This window comes from Vibrio sp. B183, from assembly GCF_000740665.1.
GTDB lineage: Bacteria > Pseudomonadota > Gammaproteobacteria > Enterobacterales > Vibrionaceae > Vibrio > Vibrio coralliilyticus.
Window position 1 is genome coordinate 234,624 of the sequence record NZ_JPQB01000002.1, and the last position, 23,171, is coordinate 257,794.

The following is a 23,171-nucleotide window of genomic DNA, read 5'->3' on the forward strand; positions in this document are numbered from 1 at the left end:
CCCTTTTATTACATTAACTTAAACTTTGGCATTCTGCTTGCTCTATGTGTTTTTCCAATTTTAATAACATCTAATGATATGGAGCATCATCATGACGTTAAAACAGATCTTCACAGCCACAGCACTTACACTCAGCGCGCTGGCATTTACTCATCCAACTCTCGCTAGCGATCGCAGCTATATTCTCGCGACCGCTTCAACCGGTGGAACTTACTATCCGGTAGGCGTGGCACTGGCAACGTTAAGTAAGGTGAAACTCGCCCCTAAGCAACATTTCTCACTGGCCGCCATCAGCTCTGCAGGTTCCGGAGAAAACATTAAGCTTCTTAATGACAATCAGGCACAATTTGCGATTTTGCAGGGGCTGTATGGCGCTTGGGCATGGCAAGGAGCGGGGCCTTACCAGAAGTCAGGCAGTCAGACTCAATTGCGTTCAGTTTCCATGCTGTGGCAAAACGTGGAACATTTTATTGTACGTTCAAACTTAGCGCAGACAGGGACTGTAAGTGACCTTGAAAAACTAGAAGGCAAAAAATTTTCTATTGGTAAGAAAAGCTCAGGTACAGAGAACTCGGGGCGTCAGATACTGCGCAGCCTCTCTATTAATCCGGAAGATTTCAAATTGGCCTTCATGGGCTATGGTGGTAGCGCCAGCGCACTGCAAAACGGCACCATTGATGGTATGAACACACCAGCGGGCGTGCCTGTTGGCGCGGTTACTCAGGCGTTTGCCGCGCTTGGCAGTGACATTCAAATTCTCTCTTTCACCGATGAGCAAATCAAACAGGCAAATCAGGAATATGACATTTGGACAAAATATGAGATACCAGCGAACACCTACCCAGGTGTAGACAAACCCATCACTACAATTGCTCAGCCAAACTTCCTTGCGGTGCGCGACGATATCCCTGAGGAAGACGTTTATCAGCTGACGAAAGCAATCTACGAAAACTTATCCTTCCTTCAAGGTATCCACAAAGCCACCAAAGCGATGGCGTTGGAAAAAGGCACCTCCGGCCTGCCAGTACCACTGCACCCAGGCGCAGCTCGCTATTACCGAGAAATGGGTATCGATCTTCCACCTGAGTTGATTGTGCGTTAAGCCGTTCTGACCTGCACGCATGGAGTTTGTTATGAAGGATTCGCTTCAACAAGAACTGCAAAAGTTTGAACTGCCCACACGTACTGACTTTCCCTTGGTTGGGGAAGTCATTACAACACTCGGCGTGGTTCTCTCTCTCTTACATATCTGGTTTAACACCATAGCCGCACTGCCTGAGTTATGGATTTCCGCCATTCACTTTGCTGGTTTCGCGATCATATGTGCGCTCTGGTACCCAGCACACGGGTCTTTAAAGAGAAGTCGATCAGCCCTTATTGCAGATATTGGGCTCGTCATCGCCATCCTCGCTTGTGTCGTCTACCTCCCGTTTGCTGAAGATGCACTCTACGAGCGAGGCATGAGCTTTATTGCCAGCGACTGGTTCTTTTCCGTACTGGCGATCGCCATCGTCATAGAACTCATACGCCGCACCATGGGCTGGTTCATTCCGGTCCTGATCCTTGTCTGCCTCAGTTACGTGGTGCTATGGGGGAAATGGACAACCGGTTTATTCCACTTTCCCGGGTTGAGCTTTGAGACTCTGCTCTATCGAAGCTTCTACTCATCAGAGGGAATGTTCGGCCCTATTTCGCGCATAAGCTGGACGTTTGTCTTCATGTTCATTCTGTTTGGCGCCTTTTTGGTCCGTTCAGGCGTTGGTGACTATATTCTTGCCGTAGCAAAAGCTGCGGCTGGAAAAATCATAGGTGGACCCGGTTTTATCGCCGTCATCGGCTCGGGTCTAATGGGTTCGGTGTCTGGCTCAAGTGTCGCCAATACCGTTTCCACGGGTGTCATCAGTATTCCTCTGATGCAAAAAGCTGGCTTTCCACCTCGCTTCGCAGCCGGCGTCGAAGCGGCTGCGTCAACTGGAGGACAACTCATGCCACCAGTTATGGGCGCTGGTGCATTTATTATGGCCTCTTACACGCAAATCCCTTATGTCGATATAATCTTAGTGTCTCTATTACCAGCGTTGATATACTTCCTTTCCGTGGCTTTCTTTGTGCGGATTGAAGCTAAACGCAGCGGGGTACAGAAGGTATCAACTGATGGCGAGTCATTACTCAGCGTCTTACTATCCGGTTGGCATAACCTGATTCCATTAGCAGTATTAGTGACGCTGTTGGTGCAAGGGTTCACACCAACTTATGCCGCAGGGTTATCCATTTTGTCGGTTGTGGTCGCGTCGTGGTTTTCGAAACAGCACAGAATGGGCCTACGCGCTATTTTTGAAGCATTGGCACAAGGCGCAAAAAACATGACCACCACCGCCGTGCTTTTGGTCGGGATTGGTTTAGTGGTGAATGTCATCAGTACCACAGGCATTGGCAACACCTTCTCACTCATGATTCATCACTGGGCGAACGGACAACTGCTGCTGATGATCCTGTTTGTTGCCCTAGCCTCTTTGATACTGGGAATGGGCTTGCCTGTCACCGCGTCTTACATCGTACTAGGCACGCTGTCTGCGCCTGCTCTGTACGAATTGCTGGCAGAGAAACAGCTGCTCGACCTCATGGTGTCGGGTCAACTGCCACAGGAAGCGATGTCTATCTTTATGCTCACCGCACCGGATCAACTCAGCACGCTTGCCGCCCCGATGTCACTGGAAACGGCTCAGCAACTGCTCTCTCAAGTACCAGCTGATTTTATGCAGACATTACTCGAACAAAGCTTAGGGCTGGAAACAGTCAGTCTGGCTTTGCTGTCCGCGCACCTGATCATTTTCTGGTTATCGCAAGACAGCAATGTCACGCCGCCAGTGTGTTTAACAGCCTTTGCCGCTGCCACCATAGCAAATACTCCACCGATGCGAACCGGCTTTACGGCGTGGAAAATAGCCAAGGGTTTATATTTAGTTCCGCTGCTGATCGCCTACAGTGGTATTGTCAGTTGGGATACGGTGTCAGTACTGGAAGCAGGGGTGTTCGCTATTTTAGGCACTTATGCATTTGTTGGCGCGATGGAAGGTTATCTGGAAGGGAAAATCCATCTGGTAATGCGTATCTTACTTGTCGCTATCGGTTGCGCCCTCGTCTGGCCTGAAACCGCTTTGATTGTCCGCTTAGCATGTTGTGCAATATTGATTGGTTTCGTGTGGTACAGTCGAAAACATTATCAGCCTACGCCGTTACAACAACCTGTTTCCTCTTAGCGGACGGAGGTTACCTACAGAGCGCTAAACTTCTGAGCGCTGTGATTATCACAGCGCTCTTTCTATTCTCCATGAATCTATTTTTCACAGGTCACTACCGAATAACTCTCTGTTTATTCGTCATATTTGGTCTAAAAACACGCACTTGATCTAGTTTTCCTCTTCAAGTGCTCACAATTAAAGCAATCAGTAAAATTAGGGGTTTACAAGAAAAACCAACCTATATATTATTCGCCTCAACAACGGAGAGATGGCTGAGTGGTTGAAAGCACCGGTCTTGAAAACCGGCATACGTTAATAGCGTATCTAGGGTTCAAATCCCTATCTCTCCGCCACATTCAGTAAAAAAGCCGCTAAGCAATTAGCGGCTTTTTTCATTTTTGTTGTTCGGAAACGGAAGTTGTCTAATCACCTAGTTGAGAACAACCCACCTCCCTATAAAAAGCCCACTCTTATCTGAGCGGACTTTTTACTCTCATGTCGCCTTCTCTCATCGGCAAAATTTCACTCAGCCTATAACTGATTGATATCTTCCTGATCGCCTTGCGCGTAACTGCCAAGATGAGTAGAAAAGCTCTCGGTCTGAATCAGTTCCAGTACTTTATCTTTGAGCTCTTTCGGATACATACGCTTGTCGTTCAGTTCAGTCAAAGGCACCCATTCCACAGACTGGATGTATTCTTCGTCATTAAGTCCAGTAAGGTTCTCGATATGAGGTTCACCATGATAGCGGGAGACACGGTAGAAGAATTCAGAGTGATAACGGTTTCTGTGTGTTTCAAGAAACTCGCGCACACAAATCAGCTCCCCTGCTTCAATATCCAGCCCAGCCTCTTCTTTAAACTCCCTCACAACACAATCTTTTGAGCTTCTGTCGCCTTCTTCCATACCACCACCCGGCGGGATCCAATACTCTCCCGTAAAGTCTCTGACTTTCAAAAGCAGCATCGCGTCATTGTCGATGAGTATGCCTGCAGCCCGAATTCTCTGTTCCATTGTTAACCTTTATTGATTGCCATAGACCTGAAAGGCCGCATTAAGTAACTGCATGTGGATCGGTACCAATTCGCTGTGGTCAGTGCGGTAGCCGCCTCCAACAACACAACCTATCGGAAGTGCGTTTGTTTTCGCCAGCTCAAACATGGCAACGTCTCGTTGGTAAATCGCCTGAGTAGAAACATTGAAGTAACCGAGCTCGTCATCTTGATGAATGTCTACGCCCGCATCATAAAGGATCAAATCCGGTTGATGCAGATTAATCGCCATTTCGACAACTGAGGAAAACGAGCTAAGAAACTCTTCATCGCTGGTTTCACGTGGTAAAGCCACATCCATATCTGAATCTGGCTTACGTGCAGGAAAGTTTTTATCGCAATGAAAGGATAGCGTCACGATATCATCCTGATCTGCACATAGCGTTGCAGTCCCATCACCATGGTGGACGTCACTATCAACAATCAGCACTTTTTCGATGCCTTCATGCGTTAGTGCACGTTTCGCCGCCAATACCAAATCATTAAGTAAACAGAACCCACTGCCAAAATCATAATGTGCATGGTGGTATCCGCCACTCAGGTGGATAGCCACACCATGTTCAATCGCTTTTTCAGCCGTCAGGCAAGTTCCACCTGCCGACGTCAACGTGCGTTCAATAAGGCACTCACTCCACGGGAAACCAATACGTCGCATCCGCGCTGCAGGCAGGCCACCAGAAAACAGCTCAGACACGTACTGTTCACAGTGCGTCTTCATCACTTCCTCTGATGTCAAAGCTTGAGGTTTACAGTAGTGGAAAAACGCCTGCCACTGCTCGTCACGAAAGCGCACTTTCTCGATCTCATTGAATAACAGACGATACTTATGGATCGGGTATCGGTGACCTTGAGGTAACGGCAGCTCTGAATAGATGGAATGATAAATCAGTGGGATCATTGATATCAGTCGATATTTGAGTTTTGAGTATGGTAACAAGTTGCATCACGGTTGCAAAACAACTTAAATAGTAATAATTATCATTTAAGTTGTTTAATCTTATGCATCATCCAAAACTGTTTTTACTGCTAGGAATCATAGTCGGTTCAGTTGGCGCTATATCTTTGTTTTCCCTGATGCTGGTCTCTGCATGGTGGCTGGTTGATTTTACGTTGACCGCTTAGCAAAATAGCCCAAATACTTTAACAGGGGTTCACCATGAAAACTGTTCTAATCACCGGAGCTAACCGTGGTATCGGGCTGAGCTTAGTCAAAAACTATCTTGCTCAAGGCTGGCAGGTTCACGCAACCTATCGCTCAGAGAAGAGCTCGCAGGATCTCCTTGAACTGGAAGGTGACAACCTGACGTGTCATCTGCTCAACGTGACCGATTATCAAGGGCTGAGTGAGTTCGCCAACGCTCTGCCAGCGCTTGATGTGCTGATCAATAATGCTGGCTATTACGGTCCAAAAGGCTACGGCTTTGGTCATACCGATATCGACGAGTGGCGCAAAGTGCTTGAAACTAACACCATCGCGCCACTAAAACTCGTTGAAGCGCTCTTTCCCAATCTACAAAGAGGTCAGCTTAAAAAGATTGCTTGTCTCTCTTCTAAAGTGGGCAGTATGACGGAAAATACGTCTGGTGGCGGTTACATTTATCGCTCGTCTAAAGCCGCGCTTAACTCGGTAGTAAAGAGCCTGAGTAACGACCTTTCCAGCCAGGGCTTCACCGTTTTAGCACTTCATCCTGGTTGGGTACAAACAGAAATGGGCGGGCCAAATGCGTTAATTGATACGCAAACATCCGCTGCGGGACTTGTTGAAGTGATCGAGAGTGCCGATATCAGCCGCTCTGGTGAATTTATCAACTACGATGGCACCGCACTTCCTTGGTAATATCAAAATCAACAAAAAGTATCACTTTTAACTAACATTAGATTGAATATGATACTTTTAGATCCATAAAAACAGATTGGGCTCGTTAGACTGACACTAAATCAGACACAAGGAGCTCAACATGAAAGCAACCACATTAGCACTAATGACAGCAGGCCTGATGCTGTCAGGCAACACATTCGCCTTTGATCTAACCAGTCAGGATATTCAGGAAGGCCATCCAATGGAGAAGACCTTCGAGTTTGCTGGCTGGGGATGCTCAGGCGATAATTTGTCGCCGCAGTTAAGCTGGGACAACGCACCAAAGGGCACCAAGAGTTTCGCCATTACGGCTTACGACCCAGATGCGCCGACTGAAAGTGGCTTTTGGCATTGGATTGCAATCGATATTCCTGCCAGCGTGAGTCAACTTCCTAGAGGGGCAGATATCAGCAAGCTGGGTGGCTTAGAAACCCGTATTGATTATGGCACCAAAGGCTTTGGTGGCGCTTGTCCACCCGTGGATGATGGTATGCATCGTTATCAGTTCACGGTTTGGGCACTACCAAAAGCAAAGCTGGAGTTGGGTGAGGATACACCGGCGGCTGTGGTTGGCTTTACCCTTAATAGCATCGCATTAGCGAAAACGACGCTGACAGCGACCTATACCCGTTAATTGAAGGAGAAGTGATGGCTCACCAATTTCAGATCACTGAGTTTCGTGCCCAGCACTTGCAAGCTTTGAGAAATGTGACGATTCACTCCCCTAGCATCATCCAGATTTTATCCGGTAACAAACGACTGTTCTGGCAGGAAGAGTCTGTCACGCTAACACCTGACTCGCTCATATTGTGCAGCGCAGCCAGCTCATGGAACTTTGCCAATCTTCCAGAAAAAGGGCCGTTCCTATCACGAGTGTTTAGCTTCCACTATTTACCTAATCAGGAAATGCTCGGCTTGAGCGAAAGTGCCGCTCACTCATCGAATTCCTCTTACTGCTTGGTCGACAAACAAATCAGAGACACACTCAATACGCTTGCAATGATTAACTTAAAGGCGATGAGCCCCCGCACTCAACAGTATTGGTTAATGCCGCTTTATCAGCAGTTGGCAGAACAAGGCGCTCTGCATAAGATTTTTCGCTCTTCCCAAGCATCACTGACACAAACTATCACCCAATACCTTTCCATCGCACCAGCGGACGAACACTCTCTTGAAGACGTCGCCGATCATTTTGGTATGAGCCGGGCAACGCTGATCCGAAAGCTTAAGCTGGAAGGTAGTCAATATCGGCAATTACTGGCACAAGTGCGCCTTAGCCATGCATTGCAATTGATGCAAAAACATCAATACGATGGCTACCAGTTAGCGCAAATGTGCGGTTATCAGTCAGAAGAACGCTTTCGTCAGCGTTTTAGAGAAAGGTTTGGCGTCACGCCAAGAGAGTATCAACGAACTATTGGCAATGAGCATTAACTGCTCTTACGGCGCGTGGTCGCACGTTTCTGACCACCAGCTTTCGCACTGCTTCTCCGCTTACGCTTAAAGGCAGGACGTTCCACCTTAGGTAGATGACGTAGCGACTCAGGCACTTCGCCGCCTTTGACTTGCTGCATTAGACCGTCAATACGCGTTTGCAATGCCTGCATAAATGGGCTGTAGGCTTGATTACGTTCGGCCATTCCTTGAAGCTGATGCTCCCAGTGTGCCGTCATATCGGGATAAGTCGACTCGGAAGGCAATGCATGCACTAACCCTCTCCCCGCTGGTGAACTGAGGATTGTTTTGCCCTGCCGTTGCAGCAGTTGGCGCTTAAACAGCGTATCCAAAATGCCTGCGCGAGTCGCTTCGGTACCTAGGCCATCGGTTTCTTTTAGGATCTTTTTCAGCTCTTTGTCTTCAACAAAACGGGCAATGCCTGTCATCGCTTGGAGTAAAGTCGCTTCAGTAAAGTGCTTAGGTGGCTCAGTCTTACGGTCTTTGATTTCGCCTTCGCGACAAGTCAGTACTGTGCCCTCATCAAGCGGGGGAACCGCGTCAACACCCGTGTCATCATCGTCCACTTTTCCCATCAACGCTTTCCAGCCAGCCGAAACAAGCTGGCGACCTTTGGCAATAAAAGTCCCCCCAGCGATGTCAAATACCAGTTTCGCCTCTGCATAAACCGCGGCTGGATAAAACTGCATTAGATACTGGCGAGCAATTTGCTGATAGATTTTCATCTCATTGCCTGACAGCGCATTTACGGAAGCCTTTTTAGGCGTGGGAATGATCGCGTGGTGGGCGTCCACTTTTTTATCATTCCATGCTTTGGATTTGAGACTTAAATCAGCGCCATGAACAGCCTGACCTAACTCGTTACAGTTATTCGATATCGCATCGCAGACACTTTTGGCCTGTCCATAATGTTCCATCGGAAGGTATCGGCAGTCCGACCTAGGGTAAGTGATGAGCTTGTGCTTTTCATACAGAGATTGGCAGGTATCCAGAACCTGTTGAGCACTCATGCCAAAACGCTTGGCTGCGTCAATCTGTAACGCAGAGAGAGAATAAGGTAAAGGAGCCGATTGCTTAGTCTGCTTTTGCTCCGACTCGACAACCTTGGCAGGCTGATTCGTAATGCGATTGGCAACGTTCTCGACCAGTTTACGATTGAGAACCCGCCCTTCTTCATCTTGCCAAGGCTTGCACGCTTCGCTCGGTTTCCAGCGGGCGCGGATATCAAACGCACTATTTCCGTCCTGATAAGGAATCAAGGCATGCAAGGTAAAATAGTCGCGAGGGACAAAGTTCTCGATCTCTTTATCACGACGAACCACCAACCCAAGCACGGGTGTCTGAACTCTGCCGACTGACAGTACTCCCTGATAGCCTGCTTTTTGCCCCAGTAGCGTATAAGCGCGGGACATGTTCATACCATACAACCAGTCAGCTCGGGAGCGAGCAAGAGCGGAAACTGAAAGTGGAATAAACTCGCGGTTACTGCGCATCTGATTTAGCGCGCGTTTGACCGCCGGTAAGTTGAGGTCGCTAATCAATAAGCGCTGTGTGGCTTCTTTTTTCGTCTTACTGACTTTGCAGTAATCCAACACTTCATCCACCAATAACTGGCCTTCACGATCCGGGTCGCCAGCATGAATGATTTCAGACGCTTCTTTGAGTAACTTCTTAACCACAGTCAGCTGTTTAGACGCCGACTTGCGAGGACGTAGTTGCCAGTGTTCGGGAACGATTGGTAAATCAGCCAGATTCCATTTTTTATATTTGTCGTCGTAAGCGTCTGGTTCTACCTGCTCTAGCAAGTGACCAATGCACCACGTCACCACGTCGCCATTGCCACAACGAATAAAACCTTGATCTTTCTTTTGCGGGTTGGGCAGCGCAGCAGCGATAGCTCGACCTAAGCTTGGTTTTTCAGCAATGAACAGACGTGACATAAAACTTAATCAGGCAGATACAATAAGGGCCACATTATCGAATGTGGCCCTTAAAAATCAAGAAAAACTGTAAATTTAAACAGTAGTTTCTCTATTATTCTTCGTCTGCACCAGCGCGTTCAGCTGCTTCTTTAATCAGTGGCTGAAGTTCACCTTTCTGGAACATCTCAATAATAATGTCGCAACCGCCAATCAGCTCACCTTCAACCCAAAGTTGTGGGAATGTTGGCCACTGTGCGTATGCAGGTAGCTCAGCACGGATATCCGGGTTTTGTAGGATATCTACATAAGCGAATTTTTCACCACATGCCATTAGCGCTTGTGAAGCCTGAGATGAGAAGCCGCAGCTAGGTAGCTTTGGAGAACCTTTCATGTAAAGAAGGATAGCGTTCTCTTCGATTTGCTGTTTGATTTTGTCGATGGTTTCCATTACTTCCTCTTCATGGAGTTACTGCAAGTTATTGACACATTTTAAACCATTGGCTGAGAATAAAAAGCCTATAATATCTATGGTTTTATAGAAGAAAGAAATTTGTCGAGGCGCTTTTATTAAAGTAAAAACTTGTTAGACTATAACGCAAGTCAGCAGAATGACATGGTTGGCCTGTGGCGAGCCATGAATAATAAATAACACTGGAAGCAATCGAGAGAGTTTAACTCTTTCATATCAATGGAGAATCGAGCAATGGCATTTGAACTACCAGCTCTTCCTTACGCGAAAGACGCGCTAGAACCACATATCTCAGCAGAGACTCTAGATTTCCACCACGGTAAGCACCACAACACTTACGTAGTTAAGCTAAACGGTCTTATCCCAGGTACTGAGTTCGAAGGCAAAACGCTAGAAGAAATCATCAAAACGTCTACTGGCGGCGTATTCAACAACGCAGCACAGATCTGGAACCACACGTTCTACTGGCACTGTCTAGCTCCAAACGCGGGCGGTGAACCAACAGGCGCAGTTGCTGACGCAATCAACGCTGCATTCGGTTCTTTCGAAGAGTTCAAAGCGAAGTTCACTGATTCAGCAATCAACAACTTCGGTTCTTCTTGGACTTGGCTAGTTAAGAAAGCTGACGGTTCTCTAGACATCGTTAACACTTCTAACGCAGCGACTCCTCTAACAGAAGAAGGTACAACTCCACTTCTTACTGTTGACCTATGGGAACACGCTTACTACATCGATTACCGTAACGTTCGTCCAGACTACATGAATGGTTTCTGGGCGCTAGTTAACTGGGACTTCGTAGCAGAAAACCTAGCTAAATAATCCTCCCCTATAGGATTTAAAATTTAGTCGCTTAAAAAGCCAGCACTTAGCTGGCTTTTTTCTTTTCTAGTCAGTCATTTCCCCTAAAGTTCACCTCGATGTTGCCGCTACATAGGCATCAAGCGAGGTAACATGCAAACTCAGATTCACACCTTAGATAAAGCGGGTATTATTAACGAACTTCAGTTCGGCAAGGGGATTAACCATGCTGTTCACGAAGGGCGTCGTGCCGACTTCGCTTTGATTCTGTCGATGTTTTCTGATGACGTTCGCGATAACACCCCCATCGAGAAGGTAAACGAGCAGGACGCAACTGAAGAAGCTTTGAGGCGCCGATTCGAACTGCAACCTCCCCAGCAAATTCGTTCTGATCAGGACTCCTATCCTATCTCGGCGATGCAAGCCGATATGTTTCATCGCGCAGGCTTACCAAGTGCCAAACTGACTCACTACCTTCACCCTGAAGTTCTGACATACATGCCAGAAGATACTCACAACCTTCCTGAAGAGATTTACAATAATTTATCTGGCCATCAACGCCGCCAGTTAGGCGAAAAAGACGCCAAGGAACTGATACCTATCGATCTCTACAATCAGCTGATCAAAGCCCAGCGAACCTTCCAGATCCAAACGCAAGTTTGAAGATCAATCGAGATCACACAATCCTGCCTTCGATTTCTCTTTATATTCAATCAATCACTTACAAATGTGAATGAGTGCAAATTATTTACCCTAAGCACAAGATATGCACAAGTTATTTGAGCTTATTCACACTTAAGCAACAACTAATCTACCATGCTATGTGGACAACCTTTTTAGCTATGGACGGAGGCTCACTATATGGATATAAAAAGTGCCGTGATTTTAATCACTTCGGCAGGCTCACAGCTTGGTAGTACGCTCGCTACGCACTTTGCTTCACTGGGTGCCACCGTTGTTCTTTGCGATAAAAGCGCGGCTCAATTGAATGAAACTTTTGTCCGTTGCAAAGCCATTTCACCAGATATATATCAATACGCTTTGCCGGATCATTCAGTGGACTCTATCCACTCTCTTTTCGGATTTATTGATCAATCGGTTCATCAATCACCGGATGTTTTGATCAATGCCTTGACCAGTCAGGCTATGCCCAAGTTTTTTGATGATCGAGCGGGAGATGTCTTTACGCAGCACTTATCACTAATGGCCGCGACATTGTTTAGTTTTGGCCAGGCTACAGCAGAAAAAATGCGTCAGGATAAGAAAAACGGTGTGATTGTGAATGTGATTGCTCACGCGGACTACCATGATTTATCCGGATTTGAAAATGCTACCTCTATGGTTGCCGGATTTACCCAGAGTTGGGCGAAAGAACTGACACCGTTTAATATTCGAGTCGGTGGTGTGGTCCCTTGCTACGAACAAGAAGAAACCCACTGGGCTAAAATCCACGATGAGCTGATCCGCAATACGGAATACATTGTTTCAAACGATTATTTCAGCGGCCGAGTCATGGCCGCCTAAGCTAAAGAGATCGAAGAAGTTTTTCTGATGCTTCTTCGATCAAATCCAACACCAACTCAAACCCCTTATCACCGCCGTAATAGGGATCCGGAATTTCCTCTTCACACGCTTCTCCAAAGCTAAGAAACAGCCTGAGCTTCTCTTGATACTGAGATGGGCATTGTGCTTTCAAGTCAGCTAAATTGTCTCGATCAGCCGCTAAAATCAGGTCAAAGTGCTCAAAGTCGCTATCAACAACTTTGCGGGAACGAATCCCTTTGAATGAGTAACCTCGTTGCTCACCCGCAGCTTTCGAGCGAGGATCTGGTGGGTTACCTTGGTGGTAGCCAATCGTACCCGCGGAGTCGACTTCGACATCCACGCCCATTTGCTCTGCTTTCGCGCGCAGAATTGCTTCTCCCGTGGGAGAACGGCAAATGTTTCCCATGCATACCACAAGTATTGATGGTTTCTTTATATTATTCATAGTTTTAAACCTATAACGCTGCCAAATCCCGTACTCAATATTCACATAATTTAATATTAAAACACCTTCTCAAGTTATTACCAGCAAAGTGCAGATCTCAAAACTCTATTTTTGCATATATCGAATACCAATCAATTCGTGATCCTTTCTGCCCCACTTCACGTAAATTAAGAAAGTAATTCATGTAGTTAGGCAAGGGGGCGTTAACCAAAAACAAACTTTGGTTGGCACCGTTTGAGAAGAGACATAGGGAAGCCTACGACAATGCATCACGTAACTGTCAGCATTGGCAGCAACATCGACAGAGAGTTTTACGTTTACAAAGCGTTGAACGCACTTGACCAGTTTTTCGCGCCTCTGACCGTATCTAAATCTTACGACTGTGTACCTGTTGGCTTTGAGGGTGACAACTTTCTAAACTTGGTAGTGGGGTTTGAGTGCTCTCAATCCGTAAGTGACCTAGCAACATTACTTAGACAAATCGAAGATGAAAGTGATCGCGTTAGAAGTGGAGAAAAGTTCGCTTCAAGAACACTAGACCTCGACATACTCACTTTCGATGATCTAGTCGGAATCATTGATGGTGTTGAGCTCCCTCGAGGCGAAATCACCGAAAACGCGTTTGTGCTTCGCCCGCTAGCAGACATTATTCCACACGAAACTCATCCACTAACAACAAAGACATACGAGCAACTTTGGAGTGAATACGACAAAAGCAGTCAGCATGTCACCGTGACCGATTTCACTTGGCCTTAATCTGCTCATCCTTCCTATCTCAATCAGTCTTCCCTCTTACCGCTATATGCAAATTGATCTCAGCAAGCGGCTATTACGTAAAGGTTGATACGGTCCTAAATTAGGAAAATATGATGAATCACAACGCAATAATAACAATTACTAACCTCAGACTTCGTACCTACATCGGTTTCAACGAAGAGGAAAAAAAGAAGCAGCAAGACATCATTATCAACGCAGAAATCCACTACCCAGCTAATAAACTTTGTTTAGAAGACAACATTGATAATGCCTTGAATTACAAAACCATCTGTAAAGGAATCATTAACCATGTCGAAAATGGCAGGTTCTTACTGTTAGAAAAACTCACCAGCGACGTTCTCGGCATCTGTATCGATCACCCTTGGGTCTCTTATGCTCAAGTTAAGATTGATAAACCTCATGCTCTGAGATTTGCAGACTCTGTTTCTCTCACTTTGAACTACACGGCAGAAACAGGAGACAAGGCATGATTTCACCAGAAGCTAAAAAAGTACAAGAAGCATTAATCGCACGTGGATTGGAAACGCCACTCGTTCCCTCTGAAATGACGGCAGATGAGAAATATCAACGTATTCGAGGTCTACTCACCGAAGTCATTAGCACATTAGGACTGGATCTTACCGATGATAGCTTGGCTGAAACACCTCATCGTATTTCAAAAATGTACGTGCATGAGATTTTCTCTGGTCTGGATTACCAAAACTTTCCAAAAATTAGTGTGATTGAAAACAAAATGGCCGTTGATGAAATGGTCAAAGTATCGGATGTGAACATCACTTCGACCTGTGAGCATCACTTCATCACTATTGATGGCCTAGCTCAAGTCGCTTACATTCCGTCGAACAAAATCATTGGTTTGTCGAAAATAAATCGCATTGTACGCTTCTTTGCACAGCGACCACAGGTACAGGAGCGCCTCACTCAACAAATCTTAGTGGCGATTCAAACCCTGACGGAAACTGAAAATGTCGCAGTGTCTATAAAAGCCACTCACTACTGCGTTAAATCTCGAGGTGTCATGGATACTAGCTCAGAGACATCGACTACTGCACTGGGTGGCATCTTCAAAACCAACCCTCAGACCCGCGCGGAGTTTCTAGGATGAAAGGAGCGGTTGTAATAACAGGTGTTGGTAAAAGACTGGGATTAGCATTGGCGAAAGATTTTCTCGCTCAAGATTATAGAGTGATCGGTACTTATCGCACCGCATACCCAGAACTTGAAACTTTACAGGCACAAGGAGCTGACTTGCGTCAAGTTGATTTCTATCAGCCTGCAAGCCTCGATGCTTTTATCCAATACCTCAATCTTGAGTACTCTGAGCTGCGGGCGGTTATTCATAATGCTTCAGACTGGAGCCCGGATGAGCCTGCAGGGTCCAACAATCACACTCAGGTGTTGCAAAAAATGATGGCGGTTCATGTGAGCACACCATACCAGATGAACTTGGCACTACAAGGATTACTCTCCAAGGGCTCTGGCACCAGCGATATTATTCACATCAGTGACTATGTTGCTGAAAAAGGCAGTAAAAAGCATGCAGCCTATGCAGCCAGTAAAGCTGCGCTTAACAATCTTACGCTCTCGTTCTCAGCTATGTTAGCGCCAAAGGTTAAAGTGAACACCGTTTCTCCAGCCCTTCTTAAGTTTAATGAGCATGATGATGATGCGTACAAGCAAAAGGCTCTGACCAAAGCGCTTATACCCCATGAAGCAGGTTTTGAAGAAGTGATAGAAGCGATTCGGTTTATCATGTCTAGCGAATACATGACTGGCAGGAACATCTATCTCGATGGTGGTAGGCACTTGAAATGACACAATGATTGCTGGTATTTACCAGCAATTTTTTTGGTTATGATAAGGCCAAATACACTTAAGGAAGCATTCATGCCTGATCAAAATTCAAAGCAAGAACGCCATCAAGCGCGTCAGCAAAAAGTGAAAGAGCAAATCGACGCTAAAGTTGCTGCTGCTCAGGAAGAAAAAGGCCTGCTACTGGTCATAACTGGTAACGGTAAAGGTAAATCCACTTCAGGGTTTGGCACTATCGCGCGCGCTGTTGGCCATGGCTTCAAATGTTCAGTCGCCCAGTTCATTAAAGGAACGTGGGACAACGGTGAGCGTAACTTGCTAGAAAACCTCGGAGTAGAATTCCAAGTCATGGCGACTGGCTTTACTTGGGAAACTCAGAATAAAGCCACCGACACCGAAGCCGCGCAGAAAGTTTGGCAAGAATGTAAGCGAATGTTGAGCGATGAGTCTATCGACGTGATTCTGTTTGATGAATTAACCTACATGGTCAGCTACGGCTACATTGAACTTAATGAAGTCGTCGAAGCATTGAACAACAGACCAAAGATGCAATCTGTCGTTATCACAGGTCGCGGCGCGCATCGTACGTTGATCGAAATGGCCGATACTGTTTCAGAAGTGAAAAACGTTAAGCATGCTTTTGAATCTGGAGTGAAAGCACTCAAGGGTGTTGATTGGTAGTCTAGGCTGCCCACTATCATTACCAACAACAACACGAATGACAGCACTGACAATGACTATCGCTCAGTGCTTTGACCCTGTAAGTTCTTTCTCTTGATATTACATGGATTGCCCGCCGCCAGACAGTAGGAAGGGACGCTTTTCGTGACAACACTACCTGCTCCGATAACTGCTCCATCACCAATATGGACGCCAGGTAAAATAATGCCCCCGTATCCAACCCAGACGTCGTTACCTATCGTAACAGGCTTAGCTTCTAGGCTATCTAGCTCATTCGCGTGACCTCTATTAGCCAAAGAGTGACCACTGCAATCCATAATGACTACATTAGGGCCAAAAATGACATTGTTCCCTATCTTTATCTCTTGATAAGAACAGATAGAAGTACCTTGGAGAACACAGTTGTTCCCGATTTCAATTTTTCCAAATGGACGGTTTTTAATAGATACACTAGTTAACTTGGTTATTCCCGAAGGAAATGCAGGAAGATGAGTGGACTCAATATAACAGCTAGAACCGATACAAATAACTTCATTGTTTTTGGGGAGGTTACCAAAACTATCTGTTCCAACTTTAGTTAACGTCACTGATGGACAACCCGAAAATGTCACCCAATTATCTACACCACAGTACTCCCCAAACTGTTGCATCAATTCAGTCCCTGACAATCCAGAATGCTTATCCGGACACAATATGCGTTCAGAGTGATACATTTGAACCCTCCTGCCTAAAATTATTAGGTATCTCCTGGATTACCCCTCCGTCCATAAGTAAAACTCGATCTGCCGATGCTATAGTTTCTGGGCGATGAGCGATCATCAGGATGGGAATATTAATTTCTTTAAACATCTGACAGACAAACGACTCGGTATAGATGTCTAAACTACTTGTGGCTTCATCCAACACCAAAAACTTAGGTTTCTTGTACAAAGCTCGCGCGATAAGGATTCTTTGCTTTTGACCTCCGGAGAGACTGGAGCCCATTTCACCAACCAGTGTGTGATACCCCATATTTAGACGTTCAATATCATCATGAACACCTGCCCTTCGAGCGCACTCAACGAGCCACTCTTCATCTAGATCGCCTGAAAAGAACGTAATATTCTCGATAATCGAACCACTAAATAGCTGATCTTCTTGTAATACTGCTCCGACTTGAGCTCTAAGTGATTTAGAAGCTGTCGATCTATTACCAAAATAGCAAATGTCTCCAGATGTGGCTGAGTATATGCCCAATAGAAGCTTAGAGATCGTAGATTTACCGCAACCAGATGGCCCGACTAACGCAACAATTTCGTCGTTTTTGATACTAAAGCTAGCGCCACTAAGAATAGGGGGCAGGTCTTTCCCATAGGAAAAGTATACATCGTCGAACTCGATGGCACTCTCATTCTGGTCATTAATCACACTAGGTAGTTCCGTAACATCTGGAGCGCTATCTGTTTCCTTTTCCGTTAAGACAATGTCTGCAAGACGCTCGTTATACACGGATAACATCTTAAACTCGAAATACTTATCTATTAGGGAGCTAATGCTGGCCGAAAAGCGCCCTTGATAAGACAGGAACGCCATTAACATACCGATAGTAAAGAGTCCATCTAACACCAAATTCGCACCAAACCAAAGAACACTCGCAGATACAAGGCTAACAATGCTCACATTCATTGTGTTGTAGATCATTCCTAGCTTTTGCTCGTATAGCTGCGCATTTCTGCGATTAATGTTAAGGTTTCTCCATGACGACTCTCGCCAAGGTAGCGTCCCATTTACTCGCAAACTTAATACACCGCGAACAGTCTCAATGAAATAGCTTTCTTCTTGAGTACTAGCTTCCCAAGTATTTTCTTCAGCGCGTTTAAACGCACCAAACCATGCCAACCTGAGAGAGATGTAGCCCAACGCAGCAGCGATGGCAATGAATGAGAGTTGAGGACTATAAACCAACATAACCGACAGCGTGCCAACGACTAATACTAAGTCGAGTAGAGCTTGAATTACACTGGTTGTTAACGTCTGCTGAATGACATCTACAGCAGAAAATTTAGCATTAATACTCCCTATATCCCTTTTTTCAAACCAATCTATCGGTAATCGGAACAAATGATGGAAAACATTTGCAGCCCACTGCATATTAAAATTTACTGAAAGCTTGATTGTCGCCCATTGCTGGGCGAGACCGATTAAGGTTTGAGTCGCCGTTATCATAAGGATGGATCCAATGACGAGTACAAGGAGATTTTTGTCATACCCAACCAACACTTCATCAATCACGATTTGATTGAAGATAGGTAACGTAAGGGCTAATACCTCCAATACCAATGCAAAAACAAAAATTCGTCCTAGTGCCCCTTTTAGGCCAACTGTTTTACCAATAAGGGTTGATAGCCGAACGGCTTTGCTTTCGACCTTTTCTTCAAAGTCATGAGTGGGTGTTAACTCTAGAGCAATACCTGTAAAATGTTTGTTCACCTCATCATAACTCAGTGTCAATGCTCCATTTGCAGGATCATGAATTTCAATTCTCCTCCCACTCACTTTCTTTAACACAACAAAATGATTTAGATTCCAGTGCAAAATACAAGGTGTGGCTAACTGTTCTAATTCATGCAGGTCCAAGCGCACCGCTCGGCCAGAAAGCTTGAGAAGAGAAGCACATTCAATTAGCCGGGCAAACGACATCCCATGCTGGGTAATGCCGCATTTTACCCTCAGTGACCTAAGATCGGTTTTGTAACCATACCAATCGGCAACCATCGCCAAGCAAGCAATACCACATTCCGCCTTTTCAGTCTGTCGGATCAATGGGAGTTTCTTTTCCCACCCCCAATCTATTAGACCATCTGCATGCATCGCTATATTCGCCCATTAATCGTGTACAAAGGCTCTAAAAGCCACTCGTAGACCTTACGTGTATCCAATTCAATGTCTGCAGTTAACGTCATTCCTGGCACAAATACTTGCTCCTCCCCATATACCGTGATGGTTGGCTTATCTAATTTAACTCTCACTTGGTACAAACCAACACCACCAAGAGTACGAGAAAGCTGACTTTGTATTAGTGGACTATTTGGTAACATCTCCGCGGAGACTGCAGATTTTGATATAGATGCGATAACGCCTTGCTGAACACCAAACTTTTCATAAGGAAACGCGTCAAACCGTAAGCGAACATCCTGACCTTCTTGAATAAAGCCGATGCTACGACTGGGCGCATAAAGCTCAACAACGACTGGATCTTCACCCTCTGGAATTACAACAAGTAAAGGCTGACCTTTGTTAACTGAATGACCTTCCTTGACGAAGATTGACGCAACGACGCCGTCTATCGGTGACACAACCTGAGTATCTGTCTGATAAAAGTATTCTATTTTGTTTTGAGTAACTTGCTGAAGCTGGCGGTCTATTTCCTGTAGGGCAATATCAAGTTCCAACTGGAGGGTATCTTTCGATTCTTCCAGCTTAGCTTTTTCTCTGACCAAGCGTTGTAAACTAAGACGTTGAGTTTGTACTTTAGCCTCTAGTGTTATTAGCTCAAGCCTTTGTTTTTGAAGCTCAATAGAAGAGATGAATTGTTTGTTGGCTAACACTTGTTGCTTATCGACTAGGCTTTGTGCAAGGCTTAGTTCTTGTTCAGATAAATCAACGACAACTTTCAGTATACTTGCTTCTTCTGACAGGCGCGCTAGGTCATCCTCAATGACTTCTCGTTGATGTTGGGATTTTTCTACTTCTTTATTTCGACGTTCATTTAGCAAAGTGATTTGATTTTCAATGGTAGTAACAATGCGCTTTTTTACACCTTGGCCAAACTCATCATATCGCTCTGTTTTTATCTCGTACAACGCTTCTCCAGCGAGAACTTTCTGACCTTCAGTAACAAATACATTTTCGGCATACCCTTCATCGTTAGACTGTATCTTAACAATACCGCCTGTAGGGCTTACCACTCCATTCAGTGTATCTCTCCGAGTATATTCAGCAAAAACAACGAAAAAAATGATCGTCAATAAAACGAATACAGATGCGCCAACGAACAAGTTCTGACTAACTGAAGCATCAATTAAAATTGAACCTTGATTGTCTGATCTTTGCGCCTCAAAATACTCTGGCCGGTATAAATGCTTGGCTCTTGCTACCACTGGTTATCCTTTCCCGAAACAAATGAGGCTAAACCTGCGTTACTGCAATTTCTTGTTGCTTATGTGAAATTAACTTTGTATTCACCTTTGTAGCCGACAGGTCTACACCACATTGGCAAATCTTAGTTCTACACTTGGTTGGAATATCGGGAAGTTCAAAATTTTCGTCATAAATAGAACCAATAGGTCCATCTTGCATACACCAAGAGCGATAAATATCTCCGCTAAACGTCACGACTAAACTATCAATACCAGCATAGCAATCCCACCCAACAAAGTTGGTTTGATTATTAGCGATTAGGTCAAAGGTAGACAAATTCCTAGCTGTACCATCAATATATTTAACTTCTAGTTCAGCCATTGACGGGGGTAGTGTTTTAAGTTCCGGCCTACCACGAAAGTCTTTCATTATCTGTTCTTGTTCAGGGGTATACGAATACTTCTTAGTAATTCCACCATTGCCGAAGCCTTCAAAAAGTGGCTGGAGAGCAATAGAGCAACGAACTTCTTGTTTTAGCCTATTTGCAAACTCTAAGCAGTCATCGAAACGCTCTGGAATCATCATGATATTGACATGGAAGCGTGTATTTTGAGATGCCTCAAGAACTTTGGATACCGCAACAAAATGGGATTCGCTTTTGATATCGTTAATATGATAACTAAGGCTCACGCCCGATAAGTACTCAGCATTGTCTCGCCACCAAGAAACTTTTTTTGATCCGTTAGACACAATTGTTACATCCCCTCCTCCCCATGAAATATACTGTAATAAATCGCTAAAATAGCTTAGAAGTGTTACTTCCCCCCCACCGAACTCAAAATATGGTTTATCATTGGGATCTTCTATACTATCAAGTATATGCTTAACAAAACCTAGTACAGCTTGATAACTAGGAGCCTTAATAGTTCCCCCATTCAAATCTGAGTGACAATAACGACACTTATAATTACAAGTATTCATCAAAGCCCAGTTTATATAAAACCCCTTTCTAACCCTTTTGTTATATAAATAACTATAACTACACATCACTTCCCTCAAAACTTCATTTTGAAACAATAGATAAAGCTAACGATAAATATGCGACAACCATCGATAATACAAAGGAGGCTATAGTTACAGATAACCAATCTAGATTAGTATAGTCATTTAATAGCAAAACAATAAATGGGGGCAGCATAAAATATAAATAAAACCATTTAGAAATACTTAATCTCAAACCACAGTTGGAACACTTGAAATGTCTATTCAATTTTAAACCAGTTAACAGTCGAAAAAGATTAACGTTATTTTTACATGAAGGGCATTTTTTCATTGCATTCATTCCTATCATCCCTCCTTAATTCTCGTCGTGAAGGATGTTTTATATCTAAGTAACTATCATTTAGATGTTCAACATTACAATTAGGAAAGCATTCATACTGTCTCTATAAATTATCCCCACAATATGTCGGTGGGGATATTTATAGGTTACAACCCTCGACCACCTGCGAAGCCTGCATTACCTTGAACATTGCTCATACTCATGCTACCACCCCGACCATTGCTTCCACTGTTGCCGTTAGCACTATTACTGACCATTTGGGAACACAAAATACCGGAAGCAGTCCCTACTATCACATTTCTCGTAGCTGCACCAACTACTGTCCCTGCTATTCCACAGCCGATATTGCCTATAATAGTCCCTACACTACCATCACCACCACCATCAACCATTGAAATCTCATCAACGCTTAAGTTATACATAAGTTATTTCCTTATATTTTTTTACAGTAAAAGAGTACTGTACTCATAGAATCTATCTTGTTAGCCATCCTTTCTTCTTGCCTAGGATTTCATCTGAATATCCGAGTAAATTAGGTATCCACGTAATTGACTCTAATAAGGCTGAATATATTGGCGCTTTAATAACTTGCTGGTTTGATAAATCATCCGAAAGATCAAAATCTCTTACATATGAATTAACAAGTAAAAAATAAAACACAATATTTAAAGCACCTATAGCAATCGGAACCCAAATACCTGTCGCAACCATAAATACAAACAAAATAATGCTAGATGGGAATATATACTGTGCCGCCGTAAGTAAAAACCAAGGAGATGCACACAAACCCGCGCTCCAATGAGTTTTCCATGCTTCCGTATAGGCTTCCACCCGACCTCGCGCCCATCGCCTGCGTTGATTAAACAACCCTTTAGCATCGGTAGGGCATTGTGTTGTTGCCTTTGCCTTAGGTGCATATCCTGTTCGATAGCCGTTAGAAATGGCCTTCCAGCACCAAGCGATATCTTCGACTAGCCACTCGCTCCATCCCCCTAGCTTTTTCACAACTGAAGCTCGGTGGGCTACAAACGCGCCAGCTAATACTGGAACACAACCAAGTTTGTCTTGCGCGGCTCTTATCGCACCATAAAAGCTAATATGTTCATAGTGTTGCAATTTACCGATAAAACTGACTTCATGGTTCTCTGGTGTGATATACCCACAAACTGCAGCGTATTTTTCATCAGACCAAAGCTTCGCGACCAGCTCATAGATGCCATTGGGTTCGATATAAGTATCGCTATCTACTACGACGTAAACATCCCCAGTTGCAACGCCAAGATGAAGGACATGATCTAAGGCGAAACCTTTTCTACCACCATTTACTGCCCTTTCTACAATTTGGAAGTCGTGGTTTATCTCGGTGCTAGTAATCCACGCTTTAACCCTACTTATTGCATCGTTTGTAGAACCATCATCAATAACAATAACCTGAAGTCGACTTGAATAGTTTTGCTCATTTAGCTTGTTCAGTGCACATATTAAATGCTCTTCATTTTCGTTGTAAAAAGGCAGAAATACGGAAACTTCTGGGTCGTTATCATTTTTACACTTAGACTTTCTCAGTTTATAACAACCAAATAAAACAAGAGTTGTAATAAATGACAATAGCGACGTAGAAATTAATATCACTTCGATCACATCAATCATAATT

The 23,171-nt window shown here is 44.7% G+C and carries 24 protein-coding genes and 1 tRNA gene; 14 read left to right on the top strand and 11 right to left on the bottom strand.

Annotated elements, in window-relative coordinates; translation table 11 throughout:
- Positions 1 to 91 precede the first annotated feature (91 nt).
- From IX95_RS01225 to IX95_RS01235, 3 genes are all read left to right on the top strand, one after another.
- The gene (locus IX95_RS01225; protein WP_038156136.1) at positions 92 to 1,102 is read left to right on the top strand and encodes a TAXI family TRAP transporter solute-binding subunit; all 1,011 of its coding nucleotides are present in this window, start codon (positions 92 to 94) and stop codon (positions 1,100 to 1,102) included.
- A gap of 31 nt (positions 1,103 to 1,133) precedes the next feature.
- Positions 1,134 to 3,260, top strand: a complete 2,127-nt coding sequence (locus IX95_RS01230; RefSeq protein ID WP_038156137.1) for a TRAP transporter permease — start codon at positions 1,134 to 1,136, stop codon at positions 3,258 to 3,260.
- Between the two features lie 244 nt (positions 3,261 to 3,504).
- A tRNA-Ser gene (locus tag IX95_RS01235) sits at positions 3,505 to 3,595 on the top strand.
- A 178-nt stretch (positions 3,596 to 3,773) separates the two neighbouring features.
- Here IX95_RS01235 and IX95_RS01240 read toward each other — a convergent pair.
- Both IX95_RS01240 and IX95_RS01245 read right to left on the bottom strand, forming a co-directional pair.
- Positions 3,774 to 4,256 (bottom strand): NUDIX domain-containing protein, encoded by a 483-nt coding sequence (locus IX95_RS01240; RefSeq protein WP_038156139.1) that lies wholly within the window; start codon positions 4,254 to 4,256, stop codon positions 3,774 to 3,776.
- Positions 4,257 to 4,265: 9 nt separating this feature from the next.
- Positions 4,266 to 5,192, bottom strand: coding sequence for a histone deacetylase family protein (locus tag IX95_RS01245; protein WP_038156141.1), 927 nt, complete (start codon positions 5,190 to 5,192; stop codon positions 4,266 to 4,268).
- Between the two features lie 258 nt (positions 5,193 to 5,450).
- Between IX95_RS01245 and IX95_RS01250 the strand changes: the two genes are divergently transcribed.
- The 3 genes from IX95_RS01250 to IX95_RS01260 all read left to right on the top strand — a co-directional run bounded on the left by IX95_RS01250 (position 5,451) and on the right by IX95_RS01260 (position 7,586).
- Positions 5,451 to 6,131, top strand: a complete 681-nt coding sequence (locus IX95_RS01250; RefSeq protein ID WP_038156143.1) for an SDR family oxidoreductase — start codon at positions 5,451 to 5,453, stop codon at positions 6,129 to 6,131.
- Positions 6,132 to 6,252: 121 nt separating this feature from the next.
- The gene (locus tag IX95_RS01255) at positions 6,253 to 6,786 is read left to right on the top strand and encodes a YbhB/YbcL family Raf kinase inhibitor-like protein (protein ID WP_038156145.1); all 534 of its coding nucleotides are present in this window, start codon (positions 6,253 to 6,255) and stop codon (positions 6,784 to 6,786) included.
- Positions 6,787 to 6,800: 14 nt separating this feature from the next.
- Entirely contained in the window at positions 6,801 to 7,586 is a 786-nt protein-coding gene (locus IX95_RS01260) for a helix-turn-helix domain-containing protein (protein WP_038156147.1), read from the top strand.
- Here IX95_RS01260 and IX95_RS01265 read toward each other — a convergent pair.
- The gene (locus tag IX95_RS01265) at positions 7,583 to 9,547 is read right to left on the bottom strand and encodes a DNA topoisomerase III (RefSeq protein WP_038156149.1); all 1,965 of its coding nucleotides are present in this window, start codon (positions 9,545 to 9,547) and stop codon (positions 7,583 to 7,585) included. The genes IX95_RS01260 and IX95_RS01265 overlap by 4 nt on opposite strands.
- Before the next feature lie 94 nt (positions 9,548 to 9,641).
- Positions 9,642 to 9,977 carry a Grx4 family monothiol glutaredoxin gene (locus tag IX95_RS01270; RefSeq protein ID WP_006962978.1) on the bottom strand — a complete coding sequence of 112 codons (336 nt, stop codon included), beginning with the start codon at positions 9,975 to 9,977 and terminating at the stop codon, positions 9,642 to 9,644.
- A 255-nt stretch (positions 9,978 to 10,232) separates the two neighbouring features.
- On the opposite strand from IX95_RS01270, the gene sodB reads away from it, so the two are divergent.
- The 3 genes from sodB (at position 10,233) to IX95_RS01285 (ending at position 12,320) form a co-directional block, all read left to right on the top strand.
- Positions 10,233 to 10,817, top strand: coding sequence for a superoxide dismutase [Fe] (gene sodB, locus IX95_RS01275; RefSeq protein WP_006962979.1), 585 nt, complete (start codon positions 10,233 to 10,235; stop codon positions 10,815 to 10,817).
- A gap of 132 nt (positions 10,818 to 10,949) precedes the next feature.
- Positions 10,950 to 11,459, top strand: a complete 510-nt coding sequence (locus tag IX95_RS01280) for a VC2046/SO_2500 family protein (RefSeq protein WP_019276522.1) — start codon at positions 10,950 to 10,952, stop codon at positions 11,457 to 11,459.
- A gap of 198 nt (positions 11,460 to 11,657) precedes the next feature.
- Positions 11,658 to 12,320: an SDR family oxidoreductase gene (locus IX95_RS01285; RefSeq protein ID WP_006962981.1), complete on the top strand. Its 663-nt coding sequence runs from the start codon at positions 11,658 to 11,660 to the stop codon at positions 12,318 to 12,320.
- 1 nt (position 12,321) lies between these two features.
- On the opposite strand, the gene IX95_RS01290 is transcribed toward IX95_RS01285, so the two are convergent.
- Positions 12,322 to 12,786, bottom strand: a complete 465-nt coding sequence (locus IX95_RS01290; protein WP_253816058.1) for a low molecular weight protein-tyrosine-phosphatase — start codon at positions 12,784 to 12,786, stop codon at positions 12,322 to 12,324.
- 264 nt (positions 12,787 to 13,050) lie between these two features.
- Here IX95_RS01290 and folK point away from each other — a divergent pair, with 264 nt between their 5' ends.
- From folK to cobO, 5 genes are all read left to right on the top strand, one after another.
- Complete coding sequence (gene folK / locus IX95_RS01295; protein ID WP_021454911.1) at positions 13,051 to 13,542, top strand: 2-amino-4-hydroxy-6-hydroxymethyldihydropteridine diphosphokinase; 492 nt, start codon at positions 13,051 to 13,053, stop codon at positions 13,540 to 13,542.
- Positions 13,543 to 13,655: 113 nt separating this feature from the next.
- The gene (gene folX, locus IX95_RS01300; RefSeq protein WP_019276526.1) at positions 13,656 to 14,033 is read left to right on the top strand and encodes a dihydroneopterin triphosphate 2'-epimerase; all 378 of its coding nucleotides are present in this window, start codon (positions 13,656 to 13,658) and stop codon (positions 14,031 to 14,033) included.
- The gene (gene folE, locus IX95_RS01305) at positions 14,030 to 14,668 is read left to right on the top strand and encodes a GTP cyclohydrolase I FolE (RefSeq protein WP_038156153.1); all 639 of its coding nucleotides are present in this window, start codon (positions 14,030 to 14,032) and stop codon (positions 14,666 to 14,668) included. The genes folX and folE overlap by 4 nt, the downstream gene beginning before the upstream one ends.
- A complete protein-coding gene (gene folM / locus IX95_RS01310; RefSeq protein ID WP_038156155.1) occupies positions 14,665 to 15,378 on the top strand; it encodes a dihydromonapterin reductase in 714 nt (237 codons plus the stop codon). The genes folE and folM overlap by 4 nt, the downstream gene beginning before the upstream one ends.
- A 72-nt stretch (positions 15,379 to 15,450) precedes the next feature.
- Complete coding sequence (cobO, locus tag IX95_RS01315) at positions 15,451 to 16,056, top strand: cob(I)yrinic acid a,c-diamide adenosyltransferase (RefSeq protein ID WP_038156157.1); 606 nt, start codon at positions 15,451 to 15,453, stop codon at positions 16,054 to 16,056.
- Between the two features lie 56 nt (positions 16,057 to 16,112).
- Here the strand turns inward: cobO and IX95_RS01320 are convergent, their stop codons facing one another.
- From IX95_RS01320 to IX95_RS01345, 6 genes are all read right to left on the bottom strand, one after another.
- Positions 16,113 to 16,769, bottom strand: a complete 657-nt coding sequence (locus IX95_RS01320) for a DapH/DapD/GlmU-related protein (RefSeq protein WP_038156158.1) — start codon at positions 16,767 to 16,769, stop codon at positions 16,113 to 16,115.
- The gene (locus IX95_RS01325) at positions 16,756 to 18,906 is read right to left on the bottom strand and encodes a peptidase domain-containing ABC transporter (RefSeq protein ID WP_038156159.1); all 2,151 of its coding nucleotides are present in this window, start codon (positions 18,904 to 18,906) and stop codon (positions 16,756 to 16,758) included. Before IX95_RS01325 ends, IX95_RS01320 begins: the two co-directional genes overlap by 14 nt.
- A gap of 2 nt (positions 18,907 to 18,908) precedes the next feature.
- A complete protein-coding gene (locus tag IX95_RS01330; protein WP_038156160.1) occupies positions 18,909 to 20,195 on the bottom strand; it encodes an HlyD family secretion protein in 1,287 nt (428 codons plus the stop codon).
- 28 nt (positions 20,196 to 20,223) lie between these two features.
- The gene (locus IX95_RS01335; protein WP_038156334.1) at positions 20,224 to 21,156 is read right to left on the bottom strand and encodes a radical SAM protein; all 933 of its coding nucleotides are present in this window, start codon (positions 21,154 to 21,156) and stop codon (positions 20,224 to 20,226) included.
- Between the two features lie 507 nt (positions 21,157 to 21,663).
- Positions 21,664 to 21,939, bottom strand: coding sequence for a hypothetical protein (locus tag IX95_RS01340; protein ID WP_021454904.1), 276 nt, complete (start codon positions 21,937 to 21,939; stop codon positions 21,664 to 21,666).
- A gap of 52 nt (positions 21,940 to 21,991) precedes the next feature.
- Positions 21,992 to 23,167: a glycosyltransferase gene (locus tag IX95_RS01345; protein ID WP_038156162.1), complete on the bottom strand. Its 1,176-nt coding sequence runs from the start codon at positions 23,165 to 23,167 to the stop codon at positions 21,992 to 21,994.
- Between the last annotated feature and the right edge of the window lie 4 nt (positions 23,168 to 23,171).

Coding starts and splice junctions, on each gene's coding strand:
- folX (WP_019276526.1), top strand. CDS start 13,656: ATGAATCACAACGCAATAATAACAATTACTAACCTCAGACTTCGTACC.
- IX95_RS01255 (WP_038156145.1), top strand. CDS start 6,253: ATGAAAGCAACCACATTAGCACTAATGACAGCAGGCCTGATGCTGTCA.
- IX95_RS01290 (WP_253816058.1), bottom strand. CDS start 12,786: ATGAATAATATAAAGAAACCATCAATACTTGTGGTATGCATGGGAAAC.
- sodB (WP_006962979.1), top strand. CDS start 10,233: ATGGCATTTGAACTACCAGCTCTTCCTTACGCGAAAGACGCGCTAGAA.
- IX95_RS01285 (WP_006962981.1), top strand. CDS start 11,658: ATGGATATAAAAAGTGCCGTGATTTTAATCACTTCGGCAGGCTCACAG.
- IX95_RS01250 (WP_038156143.1), top strand. CDS start 5,451: ATGAAAACTGTTCTAATCACCGGAGCTAACCGTGGTATCGGGCTGAGC.
- IX95_RS01245 (WP_038156141.1), bottom strand. CDS start 5,192: ATGATCCCACTGATTTATCATTCCATCTATTCAGAGCTGCCGTTACCT.
- IX95_RS01280 (WP_019276522.1), top strand. CDS start 10,950: ATGCAAACTCAGATTCACACCTTAGATAAAGCGGGTATTATTAACGAA.
- folM (WP_038156155.1), top strand. CDS start 14,665: ATGAAAGGAGCGGTTGTAATAACAGGTGTTGGTAAAAGACTGGGATTA.
- IX95_RS01265 (WP_038156149.1), bottom strand. CDS start 9,547: ATGTCACGTCTGTTCATTGCTGAAAAACCAAGCTTAGGTCGAGCTATC.
- folK (WP_021454911.1), top strand. CDS start 13,051: ATGCATCACGTAACTGTCAGCATTGGCAGCAACATCGACAGAGAGTTT.
- IX95_RS01345 (WP_038156162.1), bottom strand. CDS start 23,167: ATGATTGATGTGATCGAAGTGATATTAATTTCTACGTCGCTATTGTCA.
- IX95_RS01225 (WP_038156136.1), top strand. CDS start 92: ATGACGTTAAAACAGATCTTCACAGCCACAGCACTTACACTCAGCGCG.
- IX95_RS01240 (WP_038156139.1), bottom strand. CDS start 4,256: ATGGAACAGAGAATTCGGGCTGCAGGCATACTCATCGACAATGACGCG.
- IX95_RS01340 (WP_021454904.1), bottom strand. CDS start 21,939: ATGTATAACTTAAGCGTTGATGAGATTTCAATGGTTGATGGTGGTGGT.
- IX95_RS01270 (WP_006962978.1), bottom strand. CDS start 9,977: ATGGAAACCATCGACAAAATCAAACAGCAAATCGAAGAGAACGCTATC.
- IX95_RS01335 (WP_038156334.1), bottom strand. CDS start 21,156: ATGAATACTTGTAATTATAAGTGTCGTTATTGTCACTCAGATTTGAAT.
- IX95_RS01320 (WP_038156158.1), bottom strand. CDS start 16,769: ATGTATCACTCTGAACGCATATTGTGTCCGGATAAGCATTCTGGATTG.
- IX95_RS01260 (WP_038156147.1), top strand. CDS start 6,801: ATGGCTCACCAATTTCAGATCACTGAGTTTCGTGCCCAGCACTTGCAA.
- IX95_RS01325 (WP_038156159.1), bottom strand. CDS start 18,906: ATGCATGCAGATGGTCTAATAGATTGGGGGTGGGAAAAGAAACTCCCA.
- folE (WP_038156153.1), top strand. CDS start 14,030: ATGATTTCACCAGAAGCTAAAAAAGTACAAGAAGCATTAATCGCACGT.
- cobO (WP_038156157.1), top strand. CDS start 15,451: ATGCCTGATCAAAATTCAAAGCAAGAACGCCATCAAGCGCGTCAGCAA.
- IX95_RS01230 (WP_038156137.1), top strand. CDS start 1,134: ATGAAGGATTCGCTTCAACAAGAACTGCAAAAGTTTGAACTGCCCACA.